The 20,471-nt window shown below is 40.8% G+C and carries 19 protein-coding genes; 18 read left to right on the forward strand and 1 reads right to left on the reverse strand.

Annotated elements, in window-relative coordinates:
- The first annotated feature begins 16 nt into the window (after positions 1-16).
- From rpmF to E4O01_RS02190, 7 genes are all read left to right on the forward strand, one after another.
- Complete coding sequence (gene rpmF, locus E4O01_RS02160; RefSeq protein WP_253693913.1) at positions 17-205, forward strand: 50S ribosomal protein L32; 189 nt, start codon at positions 17-19, stop codon at positions 203-205.
- Positions 206-217: 12 nt separating this feature from the next.
- Positions 218-454 carry an acyl carrier protein gene (acpP, locus tag E4O01_RS02165; protein WP_253693915.1) on the forward strand — a complete coding sequence of 79 codons (237 nt, stop codon included), beginning with the start codon at positions 218-220 and terminating at the stop codon, positions 452-454.
- A 24-nt stretch (positions 455-478) separates the two neighbouring features.
- Positions 479-1,219, forward strand: a complete 741-nt coding sequence (gene rnc, locus E4O01_RS02170; RefSeq protein WP_253693918.1) for a ribonuclease III — start codon at positions 479-481, stop codon at positions 1,217-1,219.
- Between the two features lie 243 nt (positions 1,220-1,462).
- Positions 1,463-1,903 (forward strand): Hsp20/alpha crystallin family protein, encoded by a 441-nt coding sequence (locus tag E4O01_RS02175; protein ID WP_253693921.1) that lies wholly within the window; start codon positions 1,463-1,465, stop codon positions 1,901-1,903.
- 145 nt (positions 1,904-2,048) lie between these two features.
- Positions 2,049-2,897: a hypothetical protein gene (locus E4O01_RS02180; RefSeq protein ID WP_253693923.1), complete on the forward strand. Its 849-nt coding sequence runs from the start codon at positions 2,049-2,051 to the stop codon at positions 2,895-2,897.
- Positions 2,898-2,902: 5 nt separating this feature from the next.
- Positions 2,903-4,249, forward strand: a complete 1,347-nt coding sequence (locus tag E4O01_RS02185; RefSeq protein WP_253693926.1) for a CCA tRNA nucleotidyltransferase — start codon at positions 2,903-2,905, stop codon at positions 4,247-4,249.
- A gap of 38 nt (positions 4,250-4,287) precedes the next feature.
- The gene (locus tag E4O01_RS02190; RefSeq protein WP_253693928.1) at positions 4,288-5,220 is read left to right on the forward strand and encodes a magnesium transporter CorA family protein; all 933 of its coding nucleotides are present in this window, start codon (positions 4,288-4,290) and stop codon (positions 5,218-5,220) included.
- A gap of 30 nt (positions 5,221-5,250) precedes the next feature.
- On the opposite strand, the gene E4O01_RS02195 is transcribed toward E4O01_RS02190, so the two are convergent.
- Positions 5,251-6,804, reverse strand: coding sequence for an NAD-dependent epimerase/dehydratase family protein (locus E4O01_RS02195; RefSeq protein WP_253693931.1), 1,554 nt, complete (start codon positions 6,802-6,804; stop codon positions 5,251-5,253).
- A gap of 148 nt (positions 6,805-6,952) precedes the next feature.
- Between E4O01_RS02195 and E4O01_RS02200 the strand changes: the two genes are divergently transcribed.
- From E4O01_RS02200 to E4O01_RS02250, 11 genes are all read left to right on the forward strand, one after another.
- Positions 6,953-9,040 carry a methyl-accepting chemotaxis protein gene (locus E4O01_RS02200; RefSeq protein ID WP_253693934.1) on the forward strand — a complete coding sequence of 696 codons (2,088 nt, stop codon included), beginning with the start codon at positions 6,953-6,955 and terminating at the stop codon, positions 9,038-9,040.
- A 52-nt stretch (positions 9,041-9,092) separates the two neighbouring features.
- Positions 9,093-9,941, forward strand: a complete 849-nt coding sequence (locus tag E4O01_RS02205; protein ID WP_371819628.1) for an FAD synthetase family protein — start codon at positions 9,093-9,095, stop codon at positions 9,939-9,941.
- Positions 9,942-9,944: 3 nt separating this feature from the next.
- Entirely contained in the window at positions 9,945-10,214 is a 270-nt protein-coding gene (rpsO, locus tag E4O01_RS02210; protein WP_002670516.1) for a 30S ribosomal protein S15, read from the forward strand.
- A 212-nt stretch (positions 10,215-10,426) separates the two neighbouring features.
- The gene (gene pnp, locus E4O01_RS02215; RefSeq protein ID WP_253693939.1) at positions 10,427-12,523 is read left to right on the forward strand and encodes a polyribonucleotide nucleotidyltransferase; all 2,097 of its coding nucleotides are present in this window, start codon (positions 10,427-10,429) and stop codon (positions 12,521-12,523) included.
- An 85-nt stretch (positions 12,524-12,608) separates the two neighbouring features.
- Positions 12,609-13,043 carry a dUTP diphosphatase gene (gene dut / locus E4O01_RS02220; RefSeq protein ID WP_253693941.1) on the forward strand — a complete coding sequence of 145 codons (435 nt, stop codon included), beginning with the start codon at positions 12,609-12,611 and terminating at the stop codon, positions 13,041-13,043.
- Positions 13,044-13,062: 19 nt separating this feature from the next.
- A complete protein-coding gene (locus E4O01_RS02225) occupies positions 13,063-14,196 on the forward strand; it encodes an LptF/LptG family permease (RefSeq protein WP_253693945.1) in 1,134 nt (377 codons plus the stop codon).
- On the forward strand, positions 14,193-15,266 hold the full coding sequence (locus tag E4O01_RS02230) for an LptF/LptG family permease (protein WP_253693947.1): 1,074 nt from the start codon (positions 14,193-14,195) through the stop codon (positions 15,264-15,266). Before E4O01_RS02225 ends, E4O01_RS02230 begins: the two co-directional genes overlap by 4 nt.
- A gap of 114 nt (positions 15,267-15,380) precedes the next feature.
- Positions 15,381-16,838 carry a methylaspartate mutase subunit E gene (locus tag E4O01_RS02235; RefSeq protein WP_253693950.1) on the forward strand — a complete coding sequence of 486 codons (1,458 nt, stop codon included), beginning with the start codon at positions 15,381-15,383 and terminating at the stop codon, positions 16,836-16,838.
- Between the two features lie 305 nt (positions 16,839-17,143).
- Positions 17,144-18,382: a methylaspartate ammonia-lyase gene (locus E4O01_RS02240; protein ID WP_253693952.1), complete on the forward strand. Its 1,239-nt coding sequence runs from the start codon at positions 17,144-17,146 to the stop codon at positions 18,380-18,382.
- Positions 18,383-18,512: 130 nt separating this feature from the next.
- Positions 18,513-19,448, forward strand: a complete 936-nt coding sequence (locus E4O01_RS02245; protein WP_253693955.1) for an ABC transporter substrate-binding protein — start codon at positions 18,513-18,515, stop codon at positions 19,446-19,448.
- On the forward strand, positions 19,448-20,467 hold the full coding sequence (locus E4O01_RS02250; RefSeq protein WP_253693958.1) for a FecCD family ABC transporter permease: 1,020 nt from the start codon (positions 19,448-19,450) through the stop codon (positions 20,465-20,467). Before E4O01_RS02245 ends, E4O01_RS02250 begins: the two co-directional genes overlap by 1 nt.
- The last annotated feature ends 4 nt before the right edge of the window (positions 20,468-20,471 follow it).

Genomic DNA, 20,471 nt, shown 5'->3' on the forward strand with positions numbered 1-20,471 from the left:
TAGTGGAGGATTGAGTATGGCTGTACCAAGAGCGAATACATCAAAGGCTAGAACAAGACGCCGACGCGGTATTAATATGCGTTTACAAGCGCCAAATCTTGTTGAGTGTTCCGGATGCGGTAATTTGATTATGCCTCATCATGTATGCCCCAAATGCGGGTTTTATAAAGGCAAGCAAGTTATTAACCCCGATAAATTAGACTAAAGGAGATAGTTTATGGATGATTTATTCAAAAAAATTCAGCAGTTAATCGCAGCAAAGTTGGAAATTGACGAAGATAAGGTTACATTAGATTCTTCATTCCGACAGGATTTAGGTGCCGACAGTCTTGACACCTATGAACTTGTTTATGCCCTTGAAGAGGATATGGGTATTAAGATCCCGGACGAAAAGGCAAATGAGTTTGAAACTGTCCGCGACGCCTATGAATTTATCAAAGCTCAGCAAAAATAAGTTTTGTTTTTAAGGAGGGGCTCTTTGTTTCCGATCAGAAGCGGTCTTGAACCTAAAAGGAAGCAGGAGCTCCTTGAGTTTCAAAAGCAGGCGGGATTGAAATTTAAAGATTTACGCTTGCTTGATCTTGCTTTCCATCACAGGTCTTTTTCTAACGAACATAATAATTTTCACGCAAATAATGAACGTCTGGAATTCTTGGGAGATTCAGTGCTTGGGCTGGTTGTTGCCTCTTATCTTTATAAGTCTTTTGAAGATAAGCCTGAAGGGGAACTTGCAAAGATAAAGGCATCTTCAGTTTCAGAGGAATCTTTGTCCAGAGTTGCCGTTAATTTACACATAAGCAGGTATCTCGTTTTGGGGAAGGGCGAAGAAATGTCCGGCGGGCGAGAAAAAAAAGCCATCCTTGCTGATGCCCTCGAGGCTGTGATAGGGGCTTTTTACATTGATTCAGGGTTTAAATCCGTACAAAAATTCGTATTGAAAGTTCTGGAATCGACAATAAATTCAGTTTTAAACAAAAAATTTATAAGCGATTATAAATCCCTCCTTCAAGAATTTGTTCAAAAGAAGTTTAAAACCGTTCCAAAGTATGAGCTGAAAAAGACAAGCGGCCCCGACCATGACCGTACCTTTTGGTTCTCGGTTTCAATAAACGGCAAGGTTTACGGCCCTCTTTCAGGTAAAACAAAAAAAGAAGCCGAACAGTCTGTAGCAAAAGTGGCATATGAAAACCTTTGTGCAGATGTTACTGTGTCAAAATAACTCTATTTAATATGAAATTTTGGCACAATAGTATTTTTTGTCATATTTTAATTTAAAGCTTTGCCTTAAAAACTTAAAAATCGCCTTATTTCTATTTTTTTAATTCTATATCCAATATGAACTTACAAAATTTTATCAAAATATGCGTCTAGCTTAGCATTAAAATTGCTTGTATATAAGTGAGCGTTTAAAAAGCAGGCTTTTTAAACGGCTTAAAAACAAATTATAAGCAGGAGGTGCTTTATGAATAGTTTAAGTCTTTTTAGTCCGTCTTTTACGGACAGCGTATTTGATGTCCTTGATAGGAGTTTGGCTCCGAATTTTGGAGTTTTTGCTCCGATTAAGAGTGCAAATTGCAGAATGCCCAGTGTCGATATCCGCGAAACCGAAAAATCCTACATTATGGAAGTAGATCTTCCGGGCTATACGGATAAAGATGTTGAGATTAGCTTAAAAGATCGGCTCATGACAATTTCGTCTTCTAAGAATGAAGAACGCGAAGATAAGGAAGCCGATTATATTCTAAAAGAGCGAAGCTCAAGACATTTTATTAGGCGTTTTACCTTGCCTGAGGATATAAACTCCGATGAGGTTTCTGCAAAATTTGAAAACGGCGTTTTGGTTGTGGATATTCCGAGAAAACCGGACACCCAGCCTAAACAAATCGAAATTAAAACGGCATAAGGAAACTTACAGCCGCTAAATGGAAAACTGCGTCTTATCGTATGGCATGCCTATGGCGTACCTGCGGCAGGACGCAGTTTTTTTGTATTCAACTCCGCAATTAAGTTTGTAATGCTTTTTATAAAAATCACCGATAATTGTATCGATGGTTTCCGTATATAGACAATATGAAAATTCAAATTTCTCGGTTTTAACCAACTCACTTTTGCGCAGAGAATTCCTTTACGGTTTAAAATTTTTTGCCGTTCAAGAAAATTTTATGAGCGAGCAGGGAGCCGTATTGCGCATGAGAATTTCTTTGGCCTGCGTAGAAGCTAGAGCGGTAGTAATTGATGCTTATATTCAAACTGATGGAAGCCTGTCGTACCTGTTTGTTTTATGCTCATCGATTCTTGCTCCTCAAATTTTTTCTGAAGCCGTAAAAAGTATCCTCCCGAATGCAGTCATAGAAGAATTTTATAAGGCTCAGGCTGAAGGTTATTTGGAGTCGGCTGTCAAGGAAGCTTTGGCAAAAAAGCCTATTCCGTTTTCTTTTTCACCTGAACTATCCTCAGAGTCTAAGAATCTTTTAATTTCTCTTTTAATTGAAAACAAGGCTGTGCTTTTAGAAAATAAAAAAGGCGGTCTTTTAGAGCGCTGTTTAAAGCAAAAGTCAAAGGGCCTTTTAAATGAAGCCTCCGAAATACGTAAGTATTCTTCAGCCGATTTGGATTTAAACGTATTGTTGTTTCAAAAAGAAGATATGATATTATCCGTTCCTGTTTTTCAGGTAAAAAAAGTAGATAAAGACGTTTTTCAAAAAAGATTTATTCAAATTCTGCCCGAATACGGCGGAAAAAAAATATATGTCGATGATGTTTTTTGCATAAAAAACGTAAACCTTTCAAAGGTGAATTTTACTAAAAGATTAAAGCATGGGGTGTATGAAATTACAAGTCCCGGTTCTCAAGAAGTTATGGAGTTTAATCTTTTAGTTCCTGCGATGTATGAGTGAATCCTATGCGCTATCCTGTTTCAAAAAAAATGAGTGAAATTGCCGATATCTTCTTTAGTGCCGGTTTTTCGGCCTACCTTGTGGGCGGAGCCGTGAGGGATTGGGTTTTAGGAAAGCCGTGCAAGGATTACGATATAGCGACCGATGCCGAACCCAAGGAGGTGCAGGCCCTTTTCCGCAAGACAATTCCGACGGGGATAGAGCACGGCACAATCACGATTCTGTATAAGGGCGAAAAAATAGAATGTACCACCTTCCGCTGCGAAGCCGATTATTCGGACGGCCGGAGGCCGGACAGTATCAGCTATGTGCGCTCCATCGAAGAGGATTTAAGTCGCAGAGATTTTACGATGAATGCGATAGCCGTTTCTTTAAAGGACGGCTCCATAGTTGATCCATTTGAGGGAGTCAAAGCGATAAAAGCAAAGACTATTAAAACCGTAGGAGCTCCCCTTGACCGCTTTGGCGAAGACGGTCTAAGGCCTATCAGGGCAATCCGTTTTGCCTCTCAGCTGGGATTTAAAATAGAAGAAGAAACCTTAAAGGCGATTCCTCTAAGTATTGAGGTTTGCAAAAAAGTTTCGATAGAAAGGTTTCGGGACGAATTCGTAAAAATGCTTTTAAGCGGGCATCCTATAATTTCTTTGAAACTCTTGGAAGATACCGGGCTTTTAAAGGCCTTTTTGCCTGAGCTTGCAGCCTGCCGCGGGGTAGAGCAAAAGGGGTTGCACGCCTTCGATGTGCTTGACCACAGTTTTTTAAGCTGCGATGCCGCTCCGCAAGATAATCTTATTGTGCGTTTGGCTGCCCTCTTCCACGATATAGGGAAGGTGAGCACGAGGGAAAAAAATGAGTACGGCGACTACATCTTTTATAAGCACGAGATAGAATCGGAAAGACTCGTCAAAAAAATCATGCAGCGTCTAAAATTTTCTAATAAGGAAATTGAAGAGGTTTGTCACCTCGTGGGGCTTCACATGTTCCATTATACCGAAGATTGGAGCGATGCTGCCGTCCGCCGATTTATCGTAAGAGCCGGGGTAGAAAATATTCCGAACCTCTTCGATTTGAGGCATGCCGACGGTTTCGGAATGACGGGAAGGGCTCCCGATTTGAGCAATTTGGTTTCTTTTAAAAAACGGCTTGAAAAGGTTATAGCCGAAGACTCTGCCCTCAGCCTAAAAGACTTGGCTGTAGGCGGCCTGGATTTAATGGAAATTGGAATTAAGGCAGGGCCTAAACTCGGCATAATTTTGCAAAAGCTCTTTGAAGCTGTACTCGAAGATCCTTCACAAAATACCAAGGATCGGCTTTTAAAAATTGCGGAGGCAATAAACGCAAATTTGAGCTAAATTATTGATACAATATAAAAAATATGATAGGCTAAGCTATGTTTGTAAAATTAGATGCGGAATTAACCCCGATTGATCCTCGGACAGAAAAAATAACGGGCCCTGTTGCAGGCTACATAAAATTTAAGGAACTTATCGAGCTGCAAAGCCTTTTAGACCTCGACCCTCTCTTTATCGAACAGTGCAGCGATTTTTCCCAGCAAAACACCCTCGGCGTTTGGGAAGACTACAGTTTCGGCGTTATAAACATAGTCGAAATGGAAAACATTTTTAAAGACCGCGACACTATAGGCCTTTATATATCAAAGAATCTTTTTTTGGCTATAGAAATTATAGACAAGGACTATTCCACTCAAAAAGCCTTTGAAACAGCCTTACAGCAAACTATAGCCCGTGAAAGAAACATTCCGCGTATTCTTAACCGCTTTTTTAAAGAGCTCATCAAGTCCCATGCAGGTGTCTATCACCGTTTTAGAAAAAAAATAGCGGAACTTGAAATGCGTGTTTGGGAAAAGATTGAAGAAGACAGCCACTTTGAATCTGAGCTTTCTAATATAAACAACGAGCTTTTGACCTTATTTAGTTATTACGATCAGCTGGAAGATTTTTGCCAAGAGTTGGCCGAAAACGAAAACGATATTTTTACCGAAGAAGAGCTGACAATTATAAATCTTCTTTCAAAAAGGGTAGAGCGTTACGGAGCAAATATCCGTATTTTGAGGGAGTATTCAAATCAGCTGCGGGAGTCCTATCAAGCCCAGCTGGACTTGCACCTAAATAAGATTATGAAAATTTTTACGGTTGTAACTACAATCTTTCTTCCCCTTACTCTTGTAGTAGGCTGGTACGGTATGAACTTTACCCACATGCCCGAACTGTCGTGGAAGTACGGCTATCTTTCCGTAATAATATTGAGTGTTGTAATTGTTGTTTTAGGATTAGCTTGGTTTAAAAAGAAAAAACTGATATAAAAATCCTTAATTGAGGGCTTAGTTTACTCTTCAATTTAAAATATCCCTAAAGCAGTCCTTATCATAAAAGTTGGCTTCATCGGGGCTGTGGTCATCATACCAAATTTGAGCGTAAAAGGGCGATTTTTTTGCCTGCTCGTCAAAATTCCATGGAGGACATGCACATTCGGGGCACCAGTGGCCGGTTTTTAAAACAAGAAAGGGGCTTGCCTTAAACTTGTGTCCGCAGGCACACTGCCACTCAAGTGGAGTGTAAAGGTCTCCTTCTTTCATCTCGGTGCTTAAACATTCGCCTCCTCTAAAGCGGGCAGCCTCCCTGACATCGATTATTCCGAGTTCGCTTTCTTTTTTTGATTCATCATAGCCGTGACTAAGCAAAAAAGATGAAGCCTTGCTTTCTTCTTTTAATTCGTCATAGTTTAGTTTTTTGCCTGTTTCGGGATTTTTGTTTTCACATAAGAGCTTGTAGTCTTCCCAGTTTTGAGGGATTTTCTCAAAGCTCTCTTTTGAGCCGAAAAAAGCCCTTATTCTTCCTTCAAAATTATGTTTAACCCAATAAAGAGGGGCGTTGCTCGTCTTTAAAAGAGGTTCTATGGCAAATTTTCTAATAAGGCGGGGAAAGTGTTTTCCCAGCTTAAAATACCAAAACTTTTTATCGAGCTTTTTAAAAAAGTCTTCAAAGCCTTCATATTGAAAGTCAAGATAATCGTTTAAAACGCGTGAATCATAGAACCAGCCGCAGTGAAAGTTTCGGGCTGCGTTCCAATGCGGCTTAAAAACATCCTTTGCAGATCGGCCCATGAGCTTAAAGCCCCTGTCGAGAGTTTCGTAACCTGTTACGCGGGCTTCTTTTCCGTTTCCTATATTGTAAACCCTTCTCCAAAAATCTTCAGGCAGGCTGCCGTCCATGTCTTTTTCGATGAGGTTTTTAAGCATGAGGCCTGAGGTGCGGGCTGTTGCCCATTCTATGGGAGTGTTCCAGCCTGTATGGAACATGAGGCCGTCATCCATGTTTTTAAGCATGATGTCGTCGTATAAAACTCCCGACTGCCTTAAAGAAACCCAATAGCTTAGGCCCGATTCTATTACCTCCCGCTCGGCCATAATCTTTGTAGCCCCGTAAAAGTCGAAGGCTGAAATCAAAAGCGGGTCTCCTGTTCTTATCCATGGGTGTTTAAAGGTGCGGTTTCCGTATTGGGCGACCGTTCCTATATGGATGAATTTTACCCTGCCGTTTTGGGGCAGTTTTTTTACGGCATTTATCAAATTTAAAGTGCCTAAAAAGTTGGATTTATAGCCTGCATCCGGATTGTGATCGATTACGGGTGGAATTATTGCAGCGCAATGGATTATATAATCGGCATTTTGAACGGCTTTTTCGCAGTCGGCAAAAATCGACAGGTCTCCGAAGATAGTTTTTAAGTTTTCACGGTATTTTTTTTGCAAGGATGCTGCCAAGCGGCGGTTTGCTTTTTTTTCGCGTAAAAGGATAGTTATATTATACTTACCCGTCTCGGCAATTTGTTTTAAAACTTCAGAGCCCATGGAGCCCGAAGCGCCGGTAATTAAAATCGTTTTTTTCATTTGTATATAGTATAAGACTTTTTATAGTTTTGCAAGCACAGGAGAAGTGAAAATAAACAAATATATAAAAATTATTTTTAGGTTGACATTATTGGAGAATGTAGATAGAATAAATACTTATTAACTAAAAGTAATTATGGAGGAGAGTATGACGATACGCTTTAAACTAACATTTTTTACATTGATGGCTGTAATTTTGGCTGTAGGTCTTTGCAGTGTTTTTAGTGTTATATCGGTGCAGGCAAAATTTGAACAAACGTTTTATCAAAATACGCAGGGCATTTTGGACTCTGCCAGTATCGACATTGAATCGAATTTTATCAAGGGTTTTTTGTATGCACAAAATTGGTCAGAAGATTCGGAACTGATTGATTGGCTTAAAAAAGGTGAAGAAGCCGGAGATCTTAAAACTAATGTTATGCGCAAATTTAAAAATCTTTCAGAAAGAAGTAATATCATATCGGTTTTTATTGCCAGCCTTGGCAGTAAGACCAATTATATGTCCGATGCAAATAGAGTTATACAGGTAGGGCGGTTGGATAAAAAGAATCCTTCAGATGAATGGTTTTTTACGACAATAAAATTGCAGGAAAAAACAACTTTTTTTATCAATGAAAACAAAGAAACAGGTTTAACGGGCTTGTGGATAAATTCGCAAGTTTTTGATCAAAATAGGCAAATTATGGGAATTGCAGGAATCGGTTTAGACTTAAATGCCTCAGTAAATCAATTAAAAAAGGTTCTGCCAAGTGTAAATTCCGTTTTGTGTCTCGTCGATGAAAATAAAAACATCGTTATTTCTTCTCAAGATGATGTTTTCGGTAAAAACCTATCGGATTATTTATCATCCGAAATGGGCGACGTAAAAGGATTTTCTCATATAAAAACATGGAGCGATAAAGAAAAAGGAAAAATGATTTATGCCGAAAAAAAGGCAGCAGGTAACTTCCCATATAAAATGGTTTTTATAGCTCCCATCAAAGATTTTTTACCTTCGACATTTGATATTGCAAAGGATTCTATTTTTGTAACTATCTTTGTTTTAATTTTGGTTGTAATCGGAGTCGTATTAGGAATAAGAAGAATATCCAAGCGTATAGTTAAAATGGGTAAAATATTTAAACACATTGCCCAAGGGGACTTTACCGTTAGAATGAATTATAAAAAAGACGAGCTGGGAAAGATAGGCGAATATTTAAATTCGACTGCGGAAGCCATGCAAAATTCTTTCGGCCAAATTAAGACCGAATCCGATAAGATGAATTCCGTAGGAGACGGCCTTTTTACCGAAATGCAAAAAACTGAAGATTCCGTAAACAAAATAGCCGACTCCATAGATGATCTTCATTCTAAAACCCAAGAACAAGTTGACAGCGTAACGGGAACTTCGGCTGCAATTGAACAAATTATTGAATCAATAACAAAACTGAATTCCGAAATTGAAGTTCAATCTAAAAGTGTAAGCGAATCTTCTGCCGCTATTGAACAGATGGTAGCCAATATTCACTCTGTTACCGAAAGCGTTAAAAAAGCCGATGATTCCATTACAAGCCTCTCGGAAGCTACGATAGATGGAAAAAATTCCTTGATTGAAGCCAATACGATTTCTCAACAGATAGCGGAACAGTCAGGAGACCTGATTGAAGCTTCAAACGTTATCGAAAACATAGCTTCCCAAACAAATCTTCTTGCAATGAATGCCGCCATTGAAGCGGCCCATGCAGGTGAGTCAGGAAAAGGCTTTGCCGTTGTTGCCGATGAAATAAGAAAATTAGCCGAAGAGTCCAGTACTCAAGGAAAGACCATCAGCGCAACTTTAAAAACAATCACCACCGAAATCGAGCTTCTTGCTAAGGCTGCAAATTTAGCTGTCGAAAAATTCACCGCTATTTCTTTTCATGCTGATGAAGTGAAAGAATCTGCATCATTGGTAAGCTCTGCTATGGTAGAACAATCTAACGCCGGCACGGATGTTTTGACATCGATGCAAAAAATAAATGAAGTTACGGTTGCCGTAAAACGCGGTTCTGATGAAATGCTTGAGGGTAGTAAAAAAGTAACATCTGAAACCGAAAATCTTGATAAGATAACTCAAAATGTTCAAAGTCAAATGGACGAAATAGCTTCAGGCTTTGTGCAGATAAGTTCTGCTGTTTACGAGGTAAGATCGTTTACCGAAAAGAACAAGGAGAGTATCGACAATCTTTTAAAAGAAGTTGATAAGTATAAGGTATAATTCGCCCCACTTGAAACAAAAGAGAAAAAAGGCTATAATCCTATCTGTAGTAATGGATGAGTTTAAGATAATTTCGTGGGAGGAGCTTGTTGAATCGGGCTCGCATGTTTTCCCCGAAGGAAAAGAAACAGCGATTAGTGTGGGCGGTTTTGACGGTCCCCACAAAGGCCATGATAAACTTTTAAGACGGGTTTTGGGCTATGCAGCCGAAAATGCTCTTATTCCGGGGCTTGTTACTTTTTTCCGTTCTCCGGCAGCAGTTAAAAATAAACCTTACTCCGGGGATGTTTCATCATTAAGGCTTAGATTAAAAAAGTTTCAAGAATTAGGTTTTCATTTCATTGTACTTATTGACTTTTCCGCAGGATTTGCTAAAATAGAGGGAACTGTGTTCTTTGATATTATTATAAAGACTATCCGTATGAAGTATTTGGCTGTAGGCAGCGACTTTTTATGCGGATATCGCCGGGGATTGGGGGCGGAAGATTTAAAAAAAATAGCCCCTCAGAAAGGCTTTTGCTTTGATTCCATTGATCCCGTAAATGTAAACGGCTCCGTTAAGGTCAGCTCAAGCGCTATCAGGACGGCTGTAGGTTTAGGGGATTTTTCCCTTGCAAAAGATCTTTTAGGTTATCCTTTTTTATTTGATTTCATAAGTTTGCCGTGGGAGGTAAAGGACAAGAATAATATTTTTGCTCCTAAAGCATACATAACGCAGATTCTTCCGCAAAGCGGAAAGTATAGGGTCTTGATAAAAAAAGTCGACGGACAAAAACAAGAAGCTCATTGTTTCATAAGTGAAGAGGGATTGCTCTTGTGTTTTACCGAAAAGACTTCAAAAGCTTTTGACTTAAAAGACCTTGATAATTTTGACACCATAGAGTTTATTTGTAAGGAGTAGGTAATGGCAGTTACTAAAGAACAAAAGGCATCGATTGTAAAGAAATTCGGTGCAAGCGAAAAAGACACAGGTGATGTAAAGGTGCAGATTGCCCTATTGACCGAAAAAATCAACCAGTTGACAAACCACTGCAAAGAGCATCCGAAAGATGCCGGCAGCCGACGCGGTTTGATCAGCATGGTAGGTCACAGGCGCAGCTTGCTTAAATACTATCGCCGAACAGACATTGAAGGTTATAGAACAATTCTTAAAGAACTTAACCTTAGAAAGTAGTTTGATAAGGTACAAGGGCAGTTTGTCTGATGACTTTTCCTTGTACATGGTAAGCTCTAAAAACTTTGTTAGATTTTTAGAGCTTACCGACGAGTTTTTCATGAGCTCATAATCTGTTGACTTATGAAAAACATCGCAAAATATCTAAGGAAACCCTCTAAAAACTTCAGTTTTTAGAGGCCGTACTTGTAATTTTAACAAAAGAGAAGAACATGAAAAAAAGAGTAACTTATAAGATCGGCGAACATGATTTAATTTTAGAAACCGGTTATTTGGCAAAACAAGCCAACGGTTCTATTTATGCGGAATATGCCGGTTCCGCAATTTTAGCTACAATCTGTGCCTCGGGACAGGCTCAGGAAGGTTTAGACTATGTCCCCCTAACGGTTGACTATAACGAAAAATATTATGCAGCCGGAAAAATCCCCGGCGGCTTTATAAAGAGGGAGGGTAGACCCAAGGACAAAGAAATCCTTGTATCCCGCCTTATAGACAGGCCCATGCGCCCCTTGTTTAAAAAAGAATTCGGAAGAGAGATTCAGCTGGTTCCGACCTGCATTTCTACCGATATGATAAATCCGCCTGACATCCTTGCAGTTATTGCAAGCTCTGCGGCTGTTCATATTTCGGACATCCCCTTTGACGGCCCTGTTGCAGCTGCACGTGTTGCCTATAAAAACGGCGAATACATTATAAACCCGACCTTTAGCCAAATTGAAACTGCCGATATGGAAATTGTAGTTGCCGGAACAAAGGAAGGCATTACCATGGTCGAAGGCGGCGCCAACGAGGTTTCAGAAGAGGTTATGCTCACAGCCTTGGAAAAGGCCCATGAAATGATCAAGGCCCTTTGCAAGATGCAGGAAGACTTGCGCGAACTTGCAGGGAAAGAAAAACTTCCACTCGTTCCCCTCGAAGCTGAGCTTGAAAACAAACAGGCCATTTATGACGAAGCCTTCCCCCGCTTAAGCAAAACCCTCTATCTTTCCACAAAGATGGAGCGTCGCGAAGAATCGGACAAGGTAAAAAAAGAATTGGCCGAAAAATATGCCGAACAGCTTGAAGACGAAATTCAGCTTAAACTTTTTAACGCCCTCTTCGAAGAGATGGAATATAATATTTTAAGAACAAACATCTTGGACAAGGGCTTGCGCGTTGACGGAAGAGGAACTAAGGACATCCGTCCCATAACCTGCGAAATCGGAGTTCTTCCCCGTCCCCACGGCTCGGCAGTCTTTACTCGAGGCGAAACCCAGTCCTTGGGTGTCGTAACAATCGGAACGGTTTTTGATGAGCAAATATACGACGATATCGAAGGCGACAGAAGAGAAAACTTTATCCTTCACTATAACTTCCCGCCCTTCTCGGTAGGAGAGGTAGGAAGGCTCGGAACAGGAAGAAGAGAAATCGGACACGGCAACCTTGCCCACCGCTCCCTATATCCGATGGTTCCCGAAAGGGAAAAATTCCCCTATACTGTACGTGTAGTTTCTGAGGTTTTGGAATCGAACGGATCTTCTTCGATGGCTACCGTATGTTCGGGAACCCTCTCCATGCTTCATGCTGGCGTTCCCATGAAAAAACCCGTTGCAGGTATTGCCATGGGCCTTATCACCGAGGGAAACGACCGCTACGCCATTCTTTCCGACATTCTCGGAGAAGAAGACCACCTAGGCGACATGGACTTTAAGGTCGCAGGTACGGCTGACGGAATTACGGGCTTCCAGATGGACATAAAGATTGCAGGTGTTTCTCCTGAAATTATGAAAAATGCCCTTGCTCAAGCCAAAGAAGGCCGAATGCACATTCTCGGAATCATGAATCAGTGTATTTCAGCTCCCAATGCAGAGCTTTCCCAATATGCTCCAAGGGTTGAGATGATGACCATCCCCGAAGACAAGATCGGCGCTTTAATCGGCCCCGGCGGAAAGAACGTAAAAGCTATTTCCGATAAGTATAACGTAACAATCAATACCGAAAATGACGGAACAGTAACCATTTACGGCAAGGACGGAACTTCGGATCTTAAGGGTGCAAAGCTCATCGTCAAGGGTATTACAAGCGATCCCGAAGTCGGAATGATCTATGATGGAACCGTAAAAAAGATTATGGACTTCGGAGCCTTCGTCGAAATCCTTCCCGGAAAAGAAGGACTTTGCCATATTTCGAAGCTTTCACGTTCCAGAGTAGAAAAGGTCTCGGATGTGCTTAAAGAAGGACAAGAAATCCCTGTCACGCTTTTGGAAATCGACAAACTCGGAAGGCTCAACCTTTCTTATGTTGATGCTCTTGAGGAGCGTTCCAAATAAGAACAAGCGGTAACTGACCCGTGAACTAAAACTTGCGGGCTTTAAGCTCGCAAGCAAAATATCTTAAAATGGGGAGAAAAGATAGGTGGAAGTTTTTACAAAATTAAAAGATGGGGCAGTTTTACCCGAATACAAAACGAGCGGATCTGCAGGAGCGGATTTGCGAGCCCTTATCGAAGAACCCATTATCTTAAAACCCATGCAAAGATGCTTAATTCCTACAGGTCTTTCGGTTGAACTGCCTAAAGGAATTGAGCTTCAAGTGAGGCCGCGTTCCGGGCTTGCTCTAAAATACGGTGTTACCGTCCTAAACACTCCCGGTACGGTAGACTCGGACTACAGGGGAGAATTAGCCGTGCTTTTAATCAATTTCGGCGCTGAAGATTTTAAGATAGAAAACGGAGACCGCATTGCACAGGCCGTTATTGCTCAAGCCATTCAAGCGGATTTTGTTCAAAAAGATGAATTATCCAATACGGAGCGCGGAGCAGGGGGGTACGGCTCTACGGGAATAGCATGATTAAAAAGAGCTTAAGCTTATGAAATGCCCATCATTTAATCATAAAACAATCTTTGTCTATGTTTTTAAAGAACTCCTTTTGTATTTTATAGTTTCTTTTTTATTTTTCTTTTTTATTTTTTTTGTAAATCAAATTCTTTTAATGGCTGAAGAAATATTATCAAAAAAAGCACCTCTAAAGGATGTTTTGCTTCTCTTGTTTTATTCTCTCCCATTCATTATAGCAACAACAGCTCCTTATGCTGCCTTGATTGGAACCTTGATGTGCTTGGGCCGGTTTTCAGCCGATTACGAATTTATTTCAATGAATGCCTTAGGGGTTTCCACTTCTTTTATTTTGATTCCTATTTTTGCTCTTGGAGTTTTGGTTTCGGTAGGTTCGTTTATAACCAACGATATTTTAATTCCCCGCGGAACCATAAGATTTAATGAGATTTTATACAATATAGCTTCTTCGACTCCGGCTCTTGAACTGGAGTCTTACACGGTAAAACGGAACGATAATTCTATAGTTGTTTCAGGTCTAATAAAAGACAACTCCATCCATGATCTATTGATAATCGATTCAAGTCAACGCGGAGCAAAAAGATTTTTGTCCGCATCCCAAACCAATGTAAAAAAATCCAACGATATATCGATTATTATGCAGCTTGAAATGCTTAATCCCCGCCTTGTAAATTTGGATTTAAATGAACCTTCCAAATTCGATGTTGTATACGGAGAAAGTATAACCTACAATGTGCTTGCAAAGGATGTTGCCCCTAAATTTATTTCAAGTTCAGGTCCGGATAAGATGACCTCGTATGATCTTATAAAGGATATAAGGCAAAAAAAAGAAGCAGGGGATACAAGTCCGCGTCTTTTAAATATATATATTATGGAACTGCATCGTAAATTTTCAGTTCCCTTCGGCGCCTTCTTTTTTGTACTCTTGGCTTTTGCGATAAGCAGATCGGGAAAAACCTATGATCAAAGCACCGGCTTTATAGTGGGCCTTTTAATTTCCGTGGCTTATTGGGCCTTTTTGATAGGCGGACAAATGCTCTGCCTTGAGTCCGGGATAGATATCAACGGAGCTCTTGTAATGTGGTTCCCAAATGTTCTATTGGTGATTTGTACGGCAGTGCTTGCAATAAGAAGGGTTTTTAAATGAAATTGATTCAAAGATATTTACTTAGACTTTTTATACCCACCTTCGTTGTTGCAATGCTTTTTTTTATATTGCTTTTACAGCTGGGAGATTTATTTGCCAACATAGTGGCCTATCTTCAAAACGGAGCAAAGTTTAAGGACATTGTAAAAGTTATGTGGCTTTATATTCCGAAATGTATTGCTTACTCCGTGCCTCTGGCTATTTTGTTTGCCGGCTCATATACTATGGGAAACTTATATGCGCGGAATGAACTAACATCTATTTTTTCTGCAGGAATATCTTTGGGCCGCTTTACTCTTCCTCTTTTGGTTTTGGGATTTTTCTTTTCTGTAGGAATGATTTTTTTTGAAGACTATATCGTTATAAAATATTTTTATGAAAAAACAAAGCTTTCAAAAAAACTTTTACAAGAAGAAGAAAGCTTAGATACTCAGGATTTGGTAATTTTATCCGAACTCGGAAAAATTGTGTACACGGCCGATTATTTTAATGCTGAAGCACAAACCCTTTCAAATGCTTATATAATAATTCGTGATGAAGATGGAAATTTGTCGTTTATCATCAAAAGCTCCTATATGGTTTGGGAGAATGACCGTTGGAGAACGGATGATGTTGAAGTTTACGGTTTCAATGAAAAAAATCTTGTAAGCCGGCTAAATTATATTCCGGATGATATAATCCTTTCGGAGCCGCCTTCAAACTTTCAAAAAAATTTGAGTTCCGTTGATGAAATGAGAATTTCTGAAGCTCAAGCATTTATTGCAAATCTTAAAAAAAACGGTCTTCCGTATTATGAAGCTCTTTCAAAATATCACAGACGTTTTTCGTTTCCGTTTACTATTTTTATAGTACTGTTTTTTTCGATTTCACTCGGCGGCAAATTTAAAAAGAATATTCTGTTGATGAGTATCTTGTTTAGTTTAGGAATAGCAACCTTGTTTTATGTTACCGAAATGGTTACCATGCTGAGTGCAAAATGGGAATACATATCTCCGCTTGCAGGAGCTTGGACACCTATTTTGATTTTTTTCGGTTTGAGCATGTATTTATTAAAAAATTCGAGGACATAAGCTCTCATCTTTATTTCTTTTATTTTGTGTGTTTCGGTTATAACCTCTTCCCCCACTTGAAGCTGAATACTTCTTTGTGATAAAATAGCACCACTATACTTTAGGAGCAAGAGTATGAGATGGAAGAATAAAAAAATCCCTGAGGGAGAGTTTATGGAGATGAGAGAAGAGATTCTCCAAACATGGCCCACGGGAAAGGATGTTGACTTAAAAGAGTCTATCGATTATCTAAAGAAAATCCCGCCTGAAAAGAATTTTGCAATCAAACTTGAACAAGCTGATAAAGAAGGCATTACTACGGCGCAGCCTCGTGCAGGTGTTCCCCTATTGGACGAACACATCAACTTATTAAAGTTTTTACAGGATGAGGGCGGTGCCGACTTTTTACCGAGTACCATTGACGCTTATACGCGCCAAAATAGATATGAAGAGGGTGAGGCCGGTATTGAGGCTTCAAAGAGGGCCGGCCGCTCTTTAATGAACGGTTTCCCTGTCGTAAACTGGGGAGTGGGACCCTGCCGCCAAGTTTTGGAAGCCGTAAACCTTCCCTTGCAGGCAAGACACGGAACCCCCGATGCCCGTCTACTTTCAGAGATTATCCACGCAGGAGGCTACACCTCCAACGAAGGCGGAGGAATAAGCTATAACGTTCCCTACGCAAAGGCCGTTTCAATCGAACACAGTATTATGTGCTGGCAATATGCCGACCGTCTTGTAGGTTTTTATGAAGAAAACGGAGTCCACCTAAACAGAGAACCCTTCGGCCCTCTTACAGGAACCCTCGTTCCTCCCTCTGTTGCCATTGCAGTAGGCGTTATTGAAGCCTTGCTTGCAGCAGAGCAGGGCGTCAAAAGCATCACTGTAGGCTACGGTATGTGCGGAAACATGACGCAGGACGTTGCTGCCGTAATTTCTTTAAGAGAAATTACCAAAGACTATATGAAAAAGTTCGGCTACAAAGACATGTGCATCACCACCGTTTTCCATCAATGGATGGGAGGCTTCCCTGCAGACGAGTCCAGGGCTTACGGTCTTATTTCTTTGGGAAGCACAACAGCTGCTCTTTCAGGAGCAACAAAGGTAATCGTCAAAACACCGCATGAAGCTTTCGGTATTCCTACCAAGGAAGCCAATGCAGGAGGCATCAAGGCAACCAAGATGGTTCTAAACCTCTTAAAGGGCCAGCGCTATCCCGATTCAAAAATTCTCGCTCAAGAAATTGAACTTATCAAGGCTGAAACAAAGTGTATTATGGACAGGGTCTATGAGATAGGAGGCGGTGACTTGGTTGAAGGCACTATCAAGGCCTTTGAAGCCGGAGTAATCGACATTCCATTTGCGCCTTCTCAGTACAATGCCGGAAAGGTAATGCCTGCCCGCGACAATGACGGATGTATCCGCTACCTCATGCCGGGAAATCTTCCCTTCACAAAGGATATTCTCGACTTTAACAGGAGTAAACTTGAAGAGAGGGCTAAGGCCGACAACAGGGCCGTTGACTTCCAGATGTCGGTTGATGATGTTTATGCCGTAAGTTCCGGTGTTCTCGTAGGAAGACCCGCTAAACACTAAAATTATATTAGGAGTTTTGATAAACAGTTCGGCACATCTGCCTCACTGTTTATCTGAAGAGTTTGCCTTTCAGGCAAACATCGCATTGTTTATATGTAGTTTTGCATAAGCAAAACTACTTTGAAAAAAGTCTTTTTCAGGATTTGATTCGCTATCCGCTTTAGCGGATACGATGAAAAATTTCCTTGCAGAACAGAGCCATAAGGCTCTGATAATCCTTCAAAAGACTTTTTATAGGAGTTTTGATAAACACTTCGACTTGAAATACAAGTCTCCATGTTATCGTGTTATAAGGAGTATTAAAGATGAAAATTGTTGATGTTGTTTGCGCAGAAGGAAAAACAGGATTCTATTTTGATGACCAAAAGGCTATCAAGATGGGCGCAGGTCATGACGGATTTTTCTATACCGGAAAACCCGTAACCGAGGGCTTTACCTCAATCAGACAGGCAGGTGAGGCTATTTCCGTTATGTTTGTTCTTGAAGACGGTCAGGTCGCATACGGTGACTGTGCTGCTGTACAGTATTCCGGAGCAGGCGGACGCGATCCCCTCTTTTTGGCAAAGGACTTTATTCCCGTAATCGAAAAGGACATAAAGCCCCTCTTTGTAGGAAAAGAGATTACCAATTTTAGAGAAATGGCAAAAACCTTTGAAGAGCATAAGGTAAACGGAAAGAGAATGCACACGGCTCTCCGCTACGGTATTTCTCAGGCTATTCTCGATGCAGTTGCAAAGGCCCGGCACATAACGATGGCTGAAGTTGTTGTAGACGAATACAAGACCGGCTGTCAAATAAAGAGAATCCCGATCTTCACTCAGTCGGGCGACGACCGCTATTTAAATGCCGATAAGATGATTATCAAGCAGGCTGAAGTTCTCCCCCACGGTCTATTTAACAATGTTGAAGAAAAAACCGGTAAAAACGGCGAAAAACTTTTGGAATATGTTAAGTGGCTCAAAACAAGAGTAGAAACCATGAGGACTTGTAAGGACTACAATCCCATCTTCCATATTGACGTATACGGCACAATCGGAGACTTTACAAATAACGATGTTCCCAAGATGACAGCCTATCTTAAAACCTTGGAAGAAGCTGCTTCTCCTTTCAAATTAAGAATCGAAGGCCCCATGGATATGGGCGACAGAGAAAAACAGATGCAGGTGCTTGCAGCTCTTACAAAGAGCCTTGACGATAACGGCGTAAATGTAGAGCTTGTTGCCGATGAATGGTGCAACACCCTCGAAGACATTCAGTACTTTGCCGATAACCGCGCAGGCCACATGATTCAGATTAAGACCCCTGATCTCGGAGGAATTAACAACACAATCGAAGCCATTCTTTACTGCAAGGAAAAGGGAGTAGGAGCCTATTGCGGAGGTACATGTAACGAAACCAACCGCTCGGCCGAAGTTATCGTAAACTGCTCTGTTGCAGCCGGTGCTGCCCAGCAGCTTGCAAAACCCGGTATGGGTGTTGACGAAGGCTACATGATCATCAATAACGAGATGAACCGAATCGTTGCCTTAGCCAATCGAAAATAAGTTGTTTTGTGTAACCAATAAAAAGTGAGATTTATTTTGCCTCACTTTTTTAAGAGTTTCGATAAACAGAGATACACAAATAGTGCTTCTCTGTTTATCTTTGAGTTTATTTTTAAATTAGGAGGACAATATGAAAAACGTTAAGAAAATCTTCTTTGTGCTGAGCTTGCTTTTGGCTGCCGGTACCATGGTTTTTGCAGGAGGAGCAAAAGAGTCAAATCTTCCCTCGATTGATTTAAATGCGGATAGGGCCGGAATTCCCATTGTAATACCTGAAAAGGTAGAAAGAATTATTTCGATGGCTCCGTCTGCTACCGAAATTCTAATCGACTTGGGCCTTACCGATAAGATTATTGCGGGAGACACCAACACGCAAAAGGACGGGCTTTTAAAACAAGATATTCCCTATTTTGATATGATGAAACCCGATGCCGAAAAACTCATCGCCTTAAAGCCGGATGTAGTTTTTATTTCGGGTATGTCAAATGCAAAGGGAAACACTCCTTTTTCGCCCTTAATTGATGCAGGTATTTGTGTTATAAGCATTCCTTCTTCTTCAAGCATAGAAGCTATCTATCTTGATATTGCATACATTGCTGCTGTTGTAAAACAAGAAGGAATGGGAGCAAAAATTATTTCAAACATGAAAAAAGAAATTGAAGCTATCCGGAAGAAGGGCGCTTCCATTGCCGAAGACAAAAAGAAAAAGGTTTACTTTGAAATCGGAGCCGCACCCTATATGTACAGTCTGGGAACCGGAACCTTCATTCATGAGATGATTGAAATTATAGGAGCAAAAAATATTCTTGCCGATCAAAAAAGCTGGATAGCCGTTTCTGATGAAATGGTCTTATCGAAAGATCCCGATATCATTTTAACCAATGTAAGCTATATACCTAACCCAATCGATGAAATAATGGCTAGGCCGGGCTGGGGGACTCTTAAGGCTGTAAAGGGTAAACAGGTTTTTGCTGTTGATAATAATTCCTCATCAAGGCCTAACCACAACATTATTAAGGCCTTAAAAGAAATGGCTAAAGCCGTCTATCCCGAAATTTACAAATAATGAAAATTCAATTCAAGCTTGCAGGTTTTATAACGGTCTGCATTCTTGTTCTCATCTTGGGGATTGGAATAGGCTCGGTCTTTGTTCCGCCCCAAGATATCATTAAAATCATCCTTTCAAAAATAGCTCAAAAAGAAATTTTAAGTATTCAAGAAACTTTTATTGCAATAGTCTGGAATGTGAGACTGCCCAGGGTTCTGGTAGGATTTTTGGCAGGCGGAGCATTGGCGGTAAGCGGTGCAGTCATGCAAAGCATTTTAAAAAACCCCTTGGCTTCTTCTTACACCATGGGCGTTTCGTCGGGGGCTGCCCTCGGAGCCGCTCTGGTAATTTTGACGGGGTTCCATCTACCTCTGATACCGGCATTTACCCTTCCCCTTGCAGGAACTATTTCGGGTCTTTTTACGGTCTACGCTTCGGTTAAATTTGCAGCCCTGGTTGATAGGAATTTTGAAAACTCGACGATTATCTTAGCCGGTATAGTTTTTTCTCTTTTTATAAACGGAATTATAACCATTATAATCGCCCTTAACAGGGACGGAATGGCCAGGCTCATATTTTGGCAGATGGGGAGCTTTGCAAGCCAAAACATAAAAAACTTTAATGTGCTTCTGCCTATCTGTGCGGGCATAACCCTGATTCTTAGCCTTTTTTCGCACGAGATGGATCTTCTTACCTTCGGAGAGGAACAGGCCGGAACCATGGGCGTCAATACAAAAAAGATTAAATGGAGTCTTTTGTTTTTGGCTTCTTCCCTTACGGGGGCCGTAATTTCCTTTGCGGGCATAATCGGTTTTATCGATTTGATAGCTCCCCACCTTGTGCGCAAATTCTTCGGATCAAGGCATAAGATGGTTATACCCATGTCCTTTTGCGTAGGAGGCACAGGTATGGTGCTCTGCGACATGATTGCAAGAACAATTTTGTCGCCCCAAGAGCTTCCGGTCGGAGCAATTACCGCCCTCGCAGGTGCCCCGTTTTTTTGCTACGTCTACTTTAAAGGCCGGAGGAGGGCTTAACTTC

Source organism: Treponema sp. OMZ 790, assembly GCF_024181285.1.
Classification (GTDB): domain Bacteria; phylum Spirochaetota; class Spirochaetia; order Treponematales; family Treponemataceae; genus Treponema_B.